Origin of the sequence: Nonomuraea jiangxiensis, from assembly GCF_900099965.1 — a bacterium.
In the GTDB taxonomy this organism is placed as follows: Bacteria; Actinomycetota; Actinomycetes; order Streptosporangiales; family Streptosporangiaceae; genus Nonomuraea; species Nonomuraea jiangxiensis.
In genome coordinates this window covers 93989-107919 of sequence record NZ_FNDJ01000006.1, presented here as the reverse complement: position 1 = coordinate 107919, position 13931 = coordinate 93989, and the positions used below count along the sequence as shown (strand labels likewise).

The 13931-nt window shown below is 68.4% G+C and carries 17 protein-coding genes; 7 read left to right on the top strand and 10 right to left on the bottom strand.

All coding sequences use genetic code 11. From position 1 onward, the window contains the following. Positions 1-415: 415 nt before the first annotated feature. A complete protein-coding gene (locus BLS95_RS14855; protein WP_281249994.1) occupies positions 416-721 on the bottom strand; it encodes a winged helix-turn-helix transcriptional regulator in 306 nt (101 codons plus the stop codon). A 153-nt stretch (positions 722-874) separates the two neighbouring features. Here BLS95_RS14855 and BLS95_RS14850 point away from each other — a divergent pair, with 153 nt between their 5' ends. The 3 genes from BLS95_RS14850 to BLS95_RS14840 all read left to right on the top strand — a co-directional run bounded on the left by BLS95_RS14850 (position 875) and on the right by BLS95_RS14840 (position 2819). After that, positions 875-1276, top strand: coding sequence for a YybH family protein (locus BLS95_RS14850; protein ID WP_090931567.1), 402 nt, complete (start codon positions 875-877; stop codon positions 1274-1276). A gap of 199 nt (positions 1277-1475) precedes the next feature. Then, a complete protein-coding gene (locus BLS95_RS14845; RefSeq protein WP_090931566.1) occupies positions 1476-1832 on the top strand; it encodes an SRPBCC family protein in 357 nt (118 codons plus the stop codon). Between the two features lie 276 nt (positions 1833-2108). Then, complete coding sequence (locus BLS95_RS14840) at positions 2109-2819, top strand: hypothetical protein (RefSeq protein WP_143043705.1); 711 nt, start codon at positions 2109-2111, stop codon at positions 2817-2819. 299 nt (positions 2820-3118) lie between these two features. On the opposite strand, the gene BLS95_RS14835 is transcribed toward BLS95_RS14840, so the two are convergent. Together BLS95_RS14835 and BLS95_RS14825 are read right to left on the bottom strand one after the other, a co-directional pair. Next, entirely contained in the window at positions 3119-4306 is a 1188-nt protein-coding gene (locus BLS95_RS14835) for an FAD-dependent monooxygenase (protein ID WP_090931564.1), read from the bottom strand. A 232-nt stretch (positions 4307-4538) separates the two neighbouring features. After that, positions 4539-5270: an SDR family NAD(P)-dependent oxidoreductase gene (locus BLS95_RS14825; RefSeq protein WP_090931562.1), complete on the bottom strand. Its 732-nt coding sequence runs from the start codon at positions 5268-5270 to the stop codon at positions 4539-4541. Between the two features lie 91 nt (positions 5271-5361). On the opposite strand from BLS95_RS14825, the gene BLS95_RS14820 reads away from it, so the two are divergent. Next, on the top strand, positions 5362-5790 hold the full coding sequence (locus BLS95_RS14820; RefSeq protein WP_090931561.1) for a MarR family winged helix-turn-helix transcriptional regulator: 429 nt from the start codon (positions 5362-5364) through the stop codon (positions 5788-5790). Between the two features lie 29 nt (positions 5791-5819). On the opposite strand, the gene BLS95_RS14815 is transcribed toward BLS95_RS14820, so the two are convergent. After that, a complete protein-coding gene (locus tag BLS95_RS14815; RefSeq protein WP_090931560.1) occupies positions 5820-6974 on the bottom strand; it encodes a WD40 repeat domain-containing protein in 1155 nt (384 codons plus the stop codon). Further along, positions 6971-7528, bottom strand: coding sequence for a SigE family RNA polymerase sigma factor (locus BLS95_RS14810; protein WP_245765060.1), 558 nt, complete (start codon positions 7526-7528; stop codon positions 6971-6973). The genes BLS95_RS14815 and BLS95_RS14810 overlap by 4 nt, the downstream gene beginning before the upstream one ends. 145 nt (positions 7529-7673) lie before the next feature. Here BLS95_RS14810 and BLS95_RS14805 point away from each other — a divergent pair, with 145 nt between their 5' ends. Together BLS95_RS14805 and BLS95_RS14800 are read left to right on the top strand one after the other, a co-directional pair. Further along, positions 7674-8150: a hypothetical protein gene (locus BLS95_RS14805; RefSeq protein ID WP_143043704.1), complete on the top strand. Its 477-nt coding sequence runs from the start codon at positions 7674-7676 to the stop codon at positions 8148-8150. A gap of 131 nt (positions 8151-8281) precedes the next feature. Next, entirely contained in the window at positions 8282-8968 is a 687-nt protein-coding gene (locus tag BLS95_RS14800; protein ID WP_176993191.1) for a DUF4097 family beta strand repeat-containing protein, read from the top strand. A gap of 46 nt (positions 8969-9014) precedes the next feature. On the opposite strand, the gene BLS95_RS14795 is transcribed toward BLS95_RS14800, so the two are convergent. Next, positions 9015-9467, bottom strand: a complete 453-nt coding sequence (locus tag BLS95_RS14795) for a GNAT family N-acetyltransferase (RefSeq protein ID WP_090931557.1) — start codon at positions 9465-9467, stop codon at positions 9015-9017. 66 nt (positions 9468-9533) lie between these two features. On the opposite strand from BLS95_RS14795, the gene BLS95_RS14790 reads away from it, so the two are divergent. Next, positions 9534-9842, top strand: a complete 309-nt coding sequence (locus BLS95_RS14790; RefSeq protein ID WP_143043703.1) for a hypothetical protein — start codon at positions 9534-9536, stop codon at positions 9840-9842. Between the two features lie 16 nt (positions 9843-9858). Here the strand turns inward: BLS95_RS14790 and BLS95_RS14785 are convergent, their stop codons facing one another. From BLS95_RS14785 to BLS95_RS14770, 4 genes are all read right to left on the bottom strand, one after another. After that, positions 9859-10425: a dihydrofolate reductase family protein gene (locus BLS95_RS14785; protein WP_090931555.1), complete on the bottom strand. Its 567-nt coding sequence runs from the start codon at positions 10423-10425 to the stop codon at positions 9859-9861. A 56-nt stretch (positions 10426-10481) separates the two neighbouring features. Further along, a complete protein-coding gene (locus BLS95_RS14780) occupies positions 10482-11408 on the bottom strand; it encodes an RNA polymerase subunit sigma-70 (protein WP_245765059.1) in 927 nt (308 codons plus the stop codon). An 88-nt stretch (positions 11409-11496) separates the two neighbouring features. Then, entirely contained in the window at positions 11497-12474 is a 978-nt protein-coding gene (locus tag BLS95_RS14775; protein ID WP_143043702.1) for a hypothetical protein, read from the bottom strand. A 98-nt stretch (positions 12475-12572) separates the two neighbouring features. Continuing rightward, positions 12573-13841 carry a flavin-dependent oxidoreductase gene (locus tag BLS95_RS14770; RefSeq protein ID WP_090931552.1) on the bottom strand — a complete coding sequence of 423 codons (1269 nt, stop codon included), beginning with the start codon at positions 13839-13841 and terminating at the stop codon, positions 12573-12575. Between the last annotated feature and the right edge of the window lie 90 nt (positions 13842-13931).

The following is a 13931-nucleotide window of genomic DNA, read 5'->3' as shown; positions in this document are numbered from 1 at the left end:
CAGAGCCAAATTCCAGTTGGGAGCTCCGGCTTCGGGATGATCGCAGCGCCGATGCCTGGGCCGTAGGTGGTTGAGGTGGAAGCTTGGTCATCCCGTCCGCCGTCGACCCGAGACAAGCCGAGCGGGCCCTGGCCTGCTCGGCCTTGGGGCGGGTCGACGGCAGATCTTGACTGCCTGGACGTTGCTGTTGGTATCAAGGCGGTACTCCGTCGCACCCCGGCCCTCCGCCCGTTCGTTGCGCGGGTGTGCGGTCTGGGGGCCGGTCGCGGTTGCGTCCACGGGAGTGGTGTACGAGGGTTCCGGGGTTCGATCCTCAGCTCACCGATCAAGGCGGCTGATCATCGTATGGATACGTTCCAGGCCGTATGGCCGTAGGTCTGGGATGGGACGCTTTTGGCGATGTTGGGGGGTCGAGCTAGCGGGTTTCGGTTGGGCTGGGTGGTTGGTGGTGGGCGCCCCAGTCCCATAGTGCTTGGAGGACAGGGCCGAGGCGGCGCCCGTGTGGGGTGAGTGTGTAGTGGACCCTGGGTGGCCAGCCGGGCTGGCGGTGGCGATCGAGCACACCGGTGTCTGTCAGGTGGGCCAAGCGATCGGACAGGACCTTGTCCGATAGTTCGGGAAGGGCGTGGCGGAGTTCGGTGAAGGTGTGGTCGCCTTTCAGGAATTCGCGGATCACGAGGGTTGTCCAGCGACCATGCAGGGCCGCGAGGGTTATCTCCACCGGGCAGGAGGGGGTGGGTTTGGTGACGTTTGCGCGAGGGTCGTCAGGCAGGCCTGGGCGGGCTGGGTAACCAACTGTTTGGTGAGTCACGAGGACGCCTCCTAGCGTTGCCGCATCTGACTGATATCTACCTGCTGGGAAGGAGATGCGTCGATGATGCGGCAGCTTGCGGATCGCCCCGAGGACGTGCCCATGGTATTCGCCGAGCGGTTCAACACCGGGGATGTGGAGGCGGTGGCGGAAGTTTATGAACGTGGGGCGGTATTCGTCGCGGAGCCGGGCTCACCGCTGACCGGCGATGAGGCCCACGCTGCCAATGGCCGATTCGTGCTTCTTGGGCTGCCGATCACTGTTCGGCCGCGGCACGTCTACACTACGGGCGACATCGCCTTGCTGATCGTCGACTGGCTCATAGAGGGCACAGACCGTGATGGCCGTCCTGTGCACATCGAGGGCACCGCCACTGATGTCGCCCGGCGGGGGCAAGATGGGCGCTGGCGATACGCCATCGACAACCCGTTCGGCGTGCAACCGGGCATCGGCGGCCAATTGTGACCTGCGTCGATCGAGTGTCTCCGTGCCGGGCATCTGCCTCGAGCGTGTGATGGCGCCCGATGTGGTGGCCGTCACTGGGGGAATGTCGGGGACTGCCGGCAGTAGCGCGGTTGGTCGGGAGGTTGGGAGCCGAAATCTTCCGTACTGATGGACTTGCGATCCCGCGAGGGCTGGACCGGTCTTTCTTTAGACTGTTGACGTGATCGAGCTGGGTTCGCGAGAGCGTAAGCAATCGCCGCCAGCCCATATCGTGTGGGAGAGCCTGACCGATCCACGGCGCCCGGGTGGGCGGCAATGGCTCGATCTGCGTTCCGATGAGGTTGAGCCTCGTATCCTGCGGGCGGTGAAGCCTGAGCTCGTGGTCTGGTCGTCATTGTGGCCGGAAAGGCCCGATGATGAGATTCGGTTCGACATCCGGCCAGCTGACAGCGGATGCAACCTGCGCTGGACGCTGTTGACGCCTGGGGAAATTCCGGAACAGGCTGTGATCGGCCGTCTGCGTTATCGGCTCAATTTCCTGATTAATGCTCAGCTTCGATTCTCCTTCGGGCAGTAGGGTCGCTGGCCGCATCGCCATGTCAGGACCCTCTGGCCTCGATCGAATCGCCTTCCTTGGTGATCGACAGTTCGAGGCCGTAGGCCGGGCCACCGCCGCCGTGGGGTCCGAGCTTGCGGGGTCGTGTGCTGCGCGTGCGGCCTGGGGGCCGTTCTCGCGCTGCCCGGCACTGTAGGCGCTCGGCCATCGGCGTGCGTGCGACCTGACTTTCGACAGGGATGTCGGTTGACGATCGACGGATGATCCGCCCGGCTCGGCTTTGACAGGCTCGCCCCCGTGAACACGTTCTTCCCCGGACGGTGGATCGGTGGTGTGACACTCATCCTGGGGCCGGTGGTCATGTGCGCCGGATACCTGCTGCGTCACCTGAGCACAGTCACCGCCCTCACCCCTCAGCAGTACGCATGGGCCGAGGCGCAGCCCTTCGCCGCCTACGGCCAACTCCTCGCGTACACCTCAGAACCCGCCCTACTCACACTCTCCTACGCGGTCTTCGCCTTGGGGGCGATGCTGCTCTTCCCCGCTTTCGTCGCCTTGGCTCAGCGGGTTGGTGGCGGCCTCGCCTTCTGGGGCGCCACCCTGCTGGTCGCCGGGCTTTTCTCCCGCCTGTACTCCGCTGGCGCCGACCAGAGCGCCTTCCAGCTCACCGAGGCCATCGGGCTGGACCACGCGACGGATGCGATCATGAAGGAGTACGTGGACATCTCCTATGGCCCGTGGCGGGTGAAGTCATGGGCCTCGGTCGGCCAGTACGCCGGTTCGCTGCTCCTAGCCGTCGCCGCCTGGCGCTCAGGCCTCTTCGGCACCGCCCGCGCTGTGATGTTGCTGCTGGCAGGGGGCACCTGGATGGGCGTGCTGAAAGGCGCCTCCGTCCCCGACGTGCTGGTCACCGGTTTGCTCTGCGTGGCGCTGGTGCCGCTGGGCGTGCAGGTGCTGCGGGACCGGCCGCCGGTCCCCATTGGCCGTTCGAAGGTATTGAGCTGGTGATGAAGGAATCTGCCGCGAAGGTGGCCCCGTCCCTGCGCTGGCCGTAACCGGGGGCGCATAGGCTGTCGGTTTCGGCGAACATCAACGCCTTGGCCATGGATCGCAACCAGTCGGGGTTCCCGGTCTCGATCTGCTTTTGCCGGCTACTGCTCGGGCGTCACACTGTTGTCCGCGGCCATCACGTGTTCTCCTTCGATTTTGACTTGCGCCTTTGAAGGATCGCGCGATGGCCGTCGCCATTTCACCCACGGCCATGTCCAGGCCGAACTTGTACGCCACTCTCGTGGGCGCAACCCTGGTCACCTCTTGAGCGTTGGGTCTTCGAGTGATGCCGGGGTCCAATCGACGGTTCGGACCAGTTCCCTCAGTCCGACGCTTGGCGGTAGGAGTCGCATCGCGGTGTTGCGTACCAGGATGACCAGTCTGTTTTCCAGTTGTGGTCCCATTCGGCCCACCCGGTGGGCGTTGCGTGCGACGGACTGGGTTCGCGGTCGCCGCGCGTGATCGTAGCGGGCGAGCGCGGCGGCGGGGTCGGGTCCGGCTCGCAGCTCGGCGGCGAGGACGACGGCGTCTTCGAGCGCCATGCCGGCCCCCTGCCCGAGGTGTGGCTGCATCGCGTGGGCCGCGTCTCCGATCAGGACCGTACTGCCGCGGACGTAGCTCGGCAGAGGGTCGGCCAGGTGGAAGATGTCGTGGCGGAGCACGGCCTCGGGCGGCGTGGTCGCGAGTACGGCCGGGATCGGATCATGCCAGGAGCCGAATCGCGCCCGTAGTTCCGCGAGTTCGTCGGCGTACCGCGTGTCACGTGGAGCATTGGCCAGGGCGTGCCACTCGGTTCGCCCGCCGGTCAGCGATGTGAAGCCGAACTCCATGCCACGGCCCCACGTCTGATCGACGCCCTGCGAGGAGCCGACAGGTTCGCTCGTCACGCCCCGCCAGACGGTCGCGCCGGCGTAGGCCGTGCCGGAATGCTCCGGCCACACCTGTGAGCGCACCCAGCTGTTCAGCCCGTCGGCGCCGATGACGATGTCCGCGTCGAGTACGGCGTCGCCGTCCGGGGTGGTGAAGCGGACGCGGGCTCCCGTGCCGTCCTGCTCCAGCGCCCTGATCAGCGCGCCCGGCACCAGGACGTCGGACGGCAGGGCCTGGACCAGCACGTTGTGCAGCTCCAGGCGGAGAAACGAGTAGACCGCCGTGCCCAGCCGGTCCTCGATGGCGGCGCCGTCCATGGGTGTCAGCAGCCGGCCTGATGGGGGGGCGATCCTGCCCCCGGGCTGGCGGCACCCGGCGTCGCGTACGGCAGCGCCCACCCCCAGCGTGTCGAGCGCGCGCAATCCGTTGGCCAGCAGTGAGATGCCCGCCCCGATCGCCCCGAACGCGGACGCCTTCTCCAGCACCGTGACCCGCCATCCGATGCGCCGCAGTCCAATGGCGGCGGCCAGCCCTGCGATACCACCACCGATGACAATCGCGGATCTCTCGCCCATGGCACTCCCTTCTACAGGCGAAGGGAAAACAAGTGATGATGGAGCGCCGGGATCGCCGCGCCGTACTGGCCGACGCGGCCATCGGCGTGGGAGCGTCCATCGCGCCACTGCCCGGCACGCAGGAGAGCAGAGACGAACTCCACCAGAGCATACGCTTGCTACTGGAGGCCATGATCCACCAAGCCGGCTCGGTGATCCAGGTCTTTGAGCGGCCTGGCCCGGCGACGGCTCCTTAGATCATGCCTCCGGCGCCGTGGATGGTCTGGCCGGTGATCCAGCGGCCGGCGTCGGAGGCCAGGAACGCGACGATGTCGGCGATGTCGGCGGGTTCGCCCAGACGGCCCAGCGGTGTGCGGGCCTTGGCGTCGTCGATGATGTGCTGGGGCAGGGTGTCGATGACGTCGGTACGGGTCAGGCCGGGCAGGACGCTGTTGACCGTGACGGATCTGGAGCCCACCTCCCAGGCCAGCGTACGGGCGAGCTGGTCACTGGCGGCCTTGCTTGCGGCCAGCAGCGCCATGCCGGGCAGCGGCGACACGGTCAGCGCGGAAGAGATCAGGATGATCCGGCCGTGGTCGCTGATGCGTTGTGCGGCCTCGCGCAGCGCCACGAACGTGGACCGCACGTTGGCGTGCAGGTGCTGGTCGAAGTCGTCGTCGGTGGCGCGGGCCAGCGGCCCGGCGGTCGCCGTGGCCGCGTTGTTCACCCATACGTCCACCCGGCCGTACTGGCTCTCGGCGGCGTCGAACAGCTCCTTGACCGCCTCGGCGCGGGTGATGTCGGTGCGGACCGCGGTGGCCAGCCCGCCCGCTTCCTTGATCTGGGCCACGGCCCGCGCGGCCGTCTCCTGGTCGCGGGAGCCGATGACGACGCTCATCCCCGATGCGGCGAGTCGGCCGCTGATCGCTCGCCCGATGCCGCGCGATCCGCCGGTGACGACCGCGACCCGATCCTCGACGCGCATGATCCCTCCAGTTGGTCGATTCTATGGATAGTCCATAGCATCGACTAAATGGGTAGAGGGTGTCAACTGTCCAGCTAGTAGACTGTCTGCCATGGCCGACGCACCTGATGACGACGAGCTCGTCGAAACGCTGATCGGCGTCTTCAGGGAGATCGACGGCCTGTTCAGCACGGTGAGCCGGCAGCAGGGACTAACCCCCCAGCAGGCGCAACTGCTGTGCTTCGCTCAGCATCTCCAGCCGGCCTTCGGCGAGCTCGCGACCCTGCTGCACTGCGACAAGACGAACGTCACGGGCCTGGTCGACCGGCTTCAGCGACGCGGTCTGCTCACTCGCCAACCCGACCCCAACGACCGCCGGATGACCCGCGTCCGCCTCACCCCCCAGGGCGAGGCGGTCACCGCTCAGTTCAAGCAGGCCATCGGCGCCACCCTGACGACCCGCTTCAGCTCCTGGCCCAGCGCCGAACGCGACAACCTCGTCCGCCTGCTCCAATCCGCCACCACGGAACTACGCCCCTGACCACAGGGGGGCGCCCCGGAGCGGTTGTGTCACCAGACGGCGAGCAGCTCCTGCTGCGGTGCGTCGGGGGTCTTCGGGCGGATGAGTACGGTGGTACGGTCGCCGTCCAGTCTGCTCAGCGGTTGGAAATTGCCCTTGACGAGTAGATGTCGCCCGGTGGAGTCATAACGGATGAGGGTCCACTGGGCGGCGGTGTTTCCGGAGTGTTCCCCGCTGAATATCGCGCGGATTCGTTTTCCGTCCGGGACGGAGTATTCGCCGATCGAGTAGCGCTGTGATTCCCCGCCACGGGGTGAGGAAGCGCCGCCGACGAGGATCGTACGGCCGTCCGGACTGATCGCCACCGCCGTCGAAGTGGAGGCGTCGCGCACCACGGTGTGACTGTTCTTGAGCGTTTCGCCGGGGGCGGCCGTGTCGAGGACGCGGACCTCCGAGGTCACCGCGAACGCGAGCCTGCGGCGGTCGGCCGCCCATGACAGGCTCCAGATGTTCCCGTTGGCGTTCGTCGTCCACGTCCGAGTCGGCGTTCCGCCGGGCAGATCCACGACCACGAGTTGCGCGCCCGGACAAAAGCGCAGCGTCTTGTCCTTGCCGCACACCTTGCCGTCAATGCTGTAGGCCAATCGGGTGCCGTCATTCGTTATGGCGATGGAGCTGACGGACTCTCCGACCACGGGAGCGATCACATCCCGCGTCAATTCGGCGAGCTTGCCGCGGCTGTCCGCCCGCAGCCGGTAGAACCACGTGGTGGTCACCATTGTCTTGAGTGATGTCACGCTCTGGGCGACATAGAAGGTCGTGCCCTGTCCGGTTCCGGTGAGCAGATATCCGCCGGGGAGGCCGCGGGTGATCCCCTGGGGGGCCGGGGGCATGGTGACGCGGTCGGTGATCCTTCCGTTGAGGGCGTCGCGGATCGCCAGGCCGTTGTTCCCCGCGGTCAGGAGGTAGCGCGGGCCGGACTCTTCCGTACCCACCGGAGGGGGAGCGCCGAAACCGGCCAAGGCCGCGAAGCTCACCACCAGGACCACGGCGAGAGCGGCCAATATCGGGGCCGGCAGGAGAAACTTGCGAAGGCGCGGGCGGGATCGCGGGACACGGTCAGTGGAGCGCAGCGTCTCGGCGTGCACGAGGTCCGCGCCGGCGGCGAAGGCGTCTCGGAGTCGGTGTTCGATCCGCTCGGTCATCGGTTCTCCTCAAGTTTCTCGGCGAGCTTTCTGAGCGCACGGGAGACCGTGGACTTCACCGTTCCGCGGCTGATTCCCATGACCGCCGCCGTGTCCGCCTCGGAGAGATCGAGGTAATAGCGCAACACCACGGCCTCGCGCTGGCGGCGCGAGAGATCGCGCACCGCCGCGAACACCTCACGCTGGGTCTCGCCCAGCAAAGCCTGAACTTCGGCGGACCAGAACGGCACCTCCCGTTCGACCCCGAACCACCGCCGGGCGATCACCCGCCGACGGTGAACCGCGCGACAACCGTTGAGGACGACGGTACGGAGATAGGGCAACAACTGATCGTGATCGGCCAGACGACTCCATCGGTGATGTACGGCGGCGAAGGCGTCCTGCACGATGTCCTCGGCCGTTTCCTGGTCCCCCACCAGCAGGAAGGCGAATCGGACGAGGCCGAGACGGTGGGCCTTGAACAACTCGGCGATGGCGACATCCCCGGGAGGCCGTTCCATCGGGGGGAACTCCGGCGGAGGATCCTCCATCACACTCCTGATCTCACTTTGCATGCCTACTCCATGCGGAGGTACGCCAGGAGGTTGCTTCAGAATGCCGACTTTCTTCAGGCCGGCAGCGGGCGGGTGAGGCTTCCGGCTCGGGCCCGTGTCGTGGGAAGCTGCGCTGACGATTTGAATCGGGATGTAGGAGTTGACGGTGCGCAGTAAGTCGCCGCAGAAACCGCCCCCCAGCGACGCCGAGACTGCCGAGTACATGCGGAGCCTGGCCGAGCGCTTCGTGGAGCACACGCGCGCGGACGGACACTTCCTCGACTGGGACCCGGCGTTCATCCACCATCTCGACAACTACTGCACGCAGTTCGCCGCCTCGAAGCCGCCTCCCGAGGTGATTCACAGTGTGATCATGGGTGCGGGGGCCTATCTGGGCGAGATGATCGTCCGGAACGCCGCCTGGACATGGGTGTACTGCACCAGCGAGAGCGCCGCCGCCGTGGAGAGCCCTGACGGGGTTCGTGGCTATCCGCACAACAAGGTCGCGAAGCGGATCCACAACGGGACCGACCACGATATTGAAGCCTTCTTCAAGTACGCCATGACGGGTGTGGTGCCACACGGGACGACCGCCCGCGTCATCAAGCCTTCATGGTGGAAGCGGCTGCGGTCGAGAAGCTGAAGGCGGGCGGGAAGTGCCGGCGCGCGTGGGCCGTACGCCCTCACGGTGGTTCAGGGGTGCTGTCAGGGGGACTCCCAGGGACGTCCCCGATGCCGCCCGTCGCGCCTCCCTGGAGACTCGACTCCATGAATATGAAGAGCTTAGGTGTGGTCGCGGGTTCGCTGGCGCTCGCGGCCCTGGTGACCGGATGTGGCATCGTCGGCCGCGAGACCGACACGGCGTCCTACGACGTCACGGACAAGGTGACCGCGATACAGATCGAGTCCGACTCGGGCGGGATCGAGGTCACCGGGTCCGACAGGGAAGGCATTCGCGTGACCGAGCAGCTCAGCTGGCGTGGGAAGAAGCCCGTGCCCAGCCACGAGACGCAGGGCGACACCCTTGTCCTCCGATTCACCTGCCCCGGCGGGTGGCTGAGCGGAGGGAGCTGCGAGGTCGGCTACCAGGTCGAGATCCCCCGAGGGCTGCGCGTCAAGGCCGTCAGCGATTCGGGAGACGTGACCCTGCGGGACCTGTCCGGTGAGGTGAACGCGGCCAGCGACTCGGGCACGATCGACGGCACCGGGCTGGCCGGCGGGCACGTCGTCACGAAGACCGACTCCGGAAACATCACCCTTGCCTTCAGCGCTCAGCCCGACAAGGTGGAGACGACCACGGACTCCGGCGATGCCGAGGTGCGCGTGCCGGAAGGGCCGTACAACATCGCCGCCAAGACGGACTCGGGCGACAAGGAGATCGAACTGCCGCATGACGCCTCGGCTCCGCACTCGATCAGACTGTCCACCGACTCGGGCACGATCAGGGTCGTCGGATCCTGAATCGCCTTGGTCGGCGTGCCGGATGTGGGAGGGGACTGACGCGGGTTCATGACGGTCGGGGCAGGTCGATGTGGTACCGGATGAAGCCGTTGTAGGTGGCGACCTTGTCATACAGGTGGCGTGCGGTCCCGTTGGATTCCTGGGTGTTCCAGTAGACGCGGTAGCAGCCACGATCGCGGGCCCAGTCGGTGACGGCCTCGATCAGCGTCCGCCCGACGCCCTTGCCGCGTACGTCCGGCGCCGTGAACAGGTCTTGCAGGTAGCAGACGTCGTGGTCGGGGGCGGACGTGCTGCCGTGGGTGAGGAAGTGGACGATGCCGACCAACCGCCCGTCCAGCCGTGCCCCGAGGGCGTGCAGGCGGGTGTCGGCCTGGAACTCCTGCCAGGCGCGCTCGTACATCTCGTCGGGCTCGGTGCGTTCGTAGAAGTCGATGTAGTCGCGAAACAGCTCCTCCCAGGTGGGTCGGTCGGACGGGAGGAGCATAGAAACGCTGATCATGTGGTCACCCTAGGGATGAGTGGCCTGGTCGGGTACGGCCACTTCGGGGGTGGAACGGGAGACCACATGCCGGTCGCCGGGAAGCACGTGTACGCCGAAACGCCGGAGTACACCGAGGCGATCCGCGACGGACGGCTGCTGGACGTCGGCTGTGGGGTCCCGGAGCCTTCCCGGGCCGTGACGCTGGGCATGATCCGGCGCGCTCTGAAGCCGGGCGGGCTGCTGCTGATGCAGGAGATGGAACGCGAGCCGCGGGACGAGGTCCAGCGGCCCGCCTTCCTCCTTCGCCGGTTGGTTCATGGCGGGTCGTGCTCATGCGCCGGCCGGACAGGCACTGATCAGCCCGGAGCCGGGCGGCAGGCCGCGACGCCGTGATCGACGTGCAGGGCGGTCACATCTCCTCCGGTTTGGCCGCACGGTACCGCGTGAGGACGGCGGCGCCGGCGGGTTCGGCGCCCAGGCACTCCAGGTGGGCGGGTGGGCCGTCGGCGGGGAAGAGGCGTTCGCCGGTGCGGAGGATCGTGGGGAAGGTCAGCAGCCGGTACTCATCGATCAGGTCGGCCGCCATCAGCGCGTGCACGATGCTCAGGCTCCCGGTGACGATCACGTCGCGTCGCTCGTGCTTGACGGCGTCGATGAGGTCGCCGTCGATGACCGTGGAGTTCGCCCAGGCGGAGGTGTCGGTCAAGGTACGGGAGGCGACCAGTTTCGGCGCGGCGTTCATCCGCGCGGAGAACGGGTCGTCGCGCGACGGCCAGAGCCGCGAGAACAGCTGCCAGGTCTTGCGCCCCAGCAGCAGGACGCCGTCGTCCAGCGTCTTCCCGAGCTGGAACTTGTCCCCGGCGACCGTCTCGGGGCCGTGCCGGAACGCCCAGCCGCCCGTCGGCGTGCCCGCGGACCCGTCCGGGTCGGACACGATCCCGTCCAGGGTGACGAACTCGATGGCGATGACGCTCATGATGTGGATCCTTTCGGTCGATGCTCGCCCGTACATACCGGCGGCACCGGCCCGGCTCATCGCCGTTCGTCGAAAGAAATTCGCTCGGGCAGATCGAAGGCCCGGAACACGGCCGGATCGGCGAACACGACGTTGTGCGCCACCCGGCCGCCGGTGACGGTGAACACCTGCAGCGTGTGCAGGCGGTGCCCGCCGGGCTCCGGCGCGTACGCGGCGAGCGCGGGCTGGCCGTTGGCGGTGAGACGTCTGAGGGTCCAGTCGGTTCCGCGGGTGTCGAAGACGCGGCGCATGAACAGGCCGTAATCGTGGCTGCCCTGGTACCACAGGGGCACCGGCGGCATCTCCAGGACGGCGTCCTCGGTGAGGAGCCGTACGAGGGCGGGGACGTCGGCCGCCTCGAAGGCCCGTACGTACTGCTCGATCACCGCCCGCGTGCTCGGGTCGTCCGGCTCGGTGACCTCGCCGGCGTCGCCCGCGGCCGCGAGGGCGGCGCGGGCCCGTTGCAGGGCGCTGTTGACGGCCGGGACCGTGGCGCCGAGCTGGACGGCCACCTCGGCGGCGCTGAACTCCAGCACCTCCCGGAGCACGAGCACGGCCCGCTGCCGCGCTGGCAGCAGCTGCGTCGCGGCCACCAGCGCGAGTCGTAGGTCGGTCCGTGCCCCCACGTCGAACCGCGCGTCGGGGAACGGCTGCAGCCAGGGGACATCGAAGGCCGGCGTGAGCGGCGCCCCGGGATCGTCGCTGGGGGAGCCCATCCCGGACGGCAACGGCCGCCGCGCCCGCCCCTCCAGCGCCGTCAGGCAGACGTTGGTCGCGATGCGATACAGCCAGGTCCGTACGGACGCCCGCGTGTCGTCGTACCGGTCCCGGGCCTTCCATGCCCGCAGCATCGTCTCCTGCACGAGGTCCTCGGCCTCGTGGAACGAGCCGGCCATCCGGTAGCAGTACGCCACCAGCTCACCCCGGTACGGTTCGAGATCCACGGGACTCATGACGGTTCATACGCCACGGGAGCACGATTTATGCCCATGTCACCACCGAACCGGGGCGGGGGAACCGGCGTGACGGCCGTCAGGGCCCGTTCAGTCCCCGTAGCACCGGCAGGCCCGTTCCCGAGTCGAGCAAGAGGCGGTCGCCGAGCGGGCCGGCGAGGGTGACTGTGGTCGTGTCGGTCTTGAGTATGGCCGGGCATACCGTGTCCGAGTCGAGGCTCTCCTCGTCCACGCCGACCACCACCACCTGGCCGGTCTCGTACGCGCGGGCCCCGCGGACGGTGCTGCAGGCGCCGTGGCCGTACTGGAGGCGGAGGTCGTGTGGCCGGCCGGTGACGAGGTCGTACGCCATCACCTCCTCGGCGTCCCCCTGGGCCCGCTCGGGACGGGCGGTGACGGCCGAAGGGTCGACCGCCACGTGGACCTTCCTCTGCTCGACCCCCTCGACGGTGAACAACCACGCGGGCGCCTGGATCGTGCCGCGGCTGGTCCTCAGCGGGACCCTGCCCAGTTCGGCACCCGTCACCCGGAGCGGGCGGCAGCCCTTGGCCGGGCACTCCTCCTCGATGAGGTCCGCCGGCTTGCTGAACTCCTGGTACGCCCTCGCCGCCGTGACGAGTGGCACCCTCGTGACCTCGCCGTCCGGCCAGCGCACGTCAGCGTCACGAGGGGAGCCGGCGGGCAGCTCGGTGGCCAGTCGCCAGGCGCCGTTGTGCGAGCTCGTGTTCACCCAGGCCGGGACCTGGTCCACATGGGCCCATCCGTGCGGGTTCAGTGTCTCCAGCGCGACGAACCCCCGGCGCCAGGCCTGGTCGTCGGCCGAGCCCTGCCAGCGCGCCGCCACCTCCCGGGCCCGCTCCTCGAACCCGCCGGAGGACACGGGAGCGACCCAGCCACAGGAGCACAGGAGCAGCACCAGGGACAGGCAGGCGATCACCCTCCGCAGAAGTCCTCTTTCCGCGACCGGGGTGGTGCCGGCGGGCGGGTGGCTCAGGGGATGGCGGTCGCCTACGCGGCGAGGTTCGCCGTGGTGATCGGCACCAGGTGGAGGCGTCATGCGAGCACCATAGGGGGTGTCGGCCGGGCGTGGCCGAACCCATCGAGCCAGGACCGGCCCGCCCTGTCAGGACCGGTCCTGACAGGGCGGGGAGCGGTTCAGCGGTCGGTGCGCAGTGCCTCGGCGGAGAAGCCGGCGATCTCCTTGTAGCGCTGCGACATCTCGGCCAGCTCCTCCACCTTGATCACGTCGTCGATGTGGTCGAACGGCCGGTCCCCGGTCCGCTGCCACACCTCGCGGATGATCACGTCCGGCGGCATGCTCCGGTTCGCCAGCACCACCTGGGCGGTCGCGGGCAGCCGTTCCGCCTCGTACGCGCGCAGCGCCGTCACCGGGTCGGGCGCGGTGGCCAGGTGGTGGCGGAGCGAGCGGGCGTCGAGGATGGCCTGGCCGGCGCCGTTGGAGCCGCGCGGCACCATCGGATGGGCGGCGTCGCCGAGCAGGGTGATCCGGCCGACGCTCCAGTGGTCCAGCGGATCCTGGTCCACCATCGGATATTCGAGCACGGTCTCCGAGCCGCGGATCATCGCCGGCACGTCGAGCCAGTCGAAGTGCCAGTCCTCGAAGGCGTGCAGGAAGTCCTCCAGGTTGCCGCGCCGGTTCCAGTCGCGTTGCAGGTGGCGCGGGGTCTGGATCTCGGCGACCCAGTTGAGGAGCTGGTCGCCGTCCGGCAGGTTCCTGATCGGGTAGGCGACGAGCTTGCCCCGGTCGATCCAGCCGGCCCGCACCATGCTTCCCCCGGACAGGAACGGCCTGCCCTTGGTCACGCCGCGCCACATGTTGATGCCGGAGTAACGCGGTTCGCCCTCGTCCGGGTGCAGCTGCTTGCGCAGCACCGAGTGGATGCCGTCGCAGCCGACCAGCACCCGGCCCCGTACCGGGGGCAGCTCCACGCCGCCGGGGCCGGTGAAGTGGGCGGTCACGCCGTTGTCGTCCTGCTCCGCCCGGACGCACCGGTGGCCGAGCACCACCCCGTCCGCGCCGATGCGCTCCTGCACCGCCGCCAGCAGCACGGCGTGCAGGTCGCCGCGGTGGATCGAGTATTGAGGGTGCTCGTATCCGGCGTGCCGGCCGGCGGGCTCCCGGTAGATGAGCTGGCCGAAGCGGTTGAAGAACACCGACTCCTGGGTGACGACGGCGGTCTTGTCCAGCTCCTCGCCGAGGCCGAGCCGGTGCAGAATGCGGCTGGCGTGGGGCAGCAGATTGATGCCCACACCCACCGCGCCGACCTCGGGCACGGCCTCGTAGACGCGGCAGTCGATGCCGGCGTCGTGCAGTTCGAGCGCGAGCACCAGACCGGCGACGCCGGCGCCGACGATGAGGACCTCGGTCGAAGGGCTCGCGGGATCGGGGGACCGTCGCGGCATGAAGACTCCTGGCTTCTGTGCTGATTGCGTCGGACGGCGGGGGATGGGCCGTGGCCGACACCGGCGCCTGCTGGGGCGCCGAGCACATGG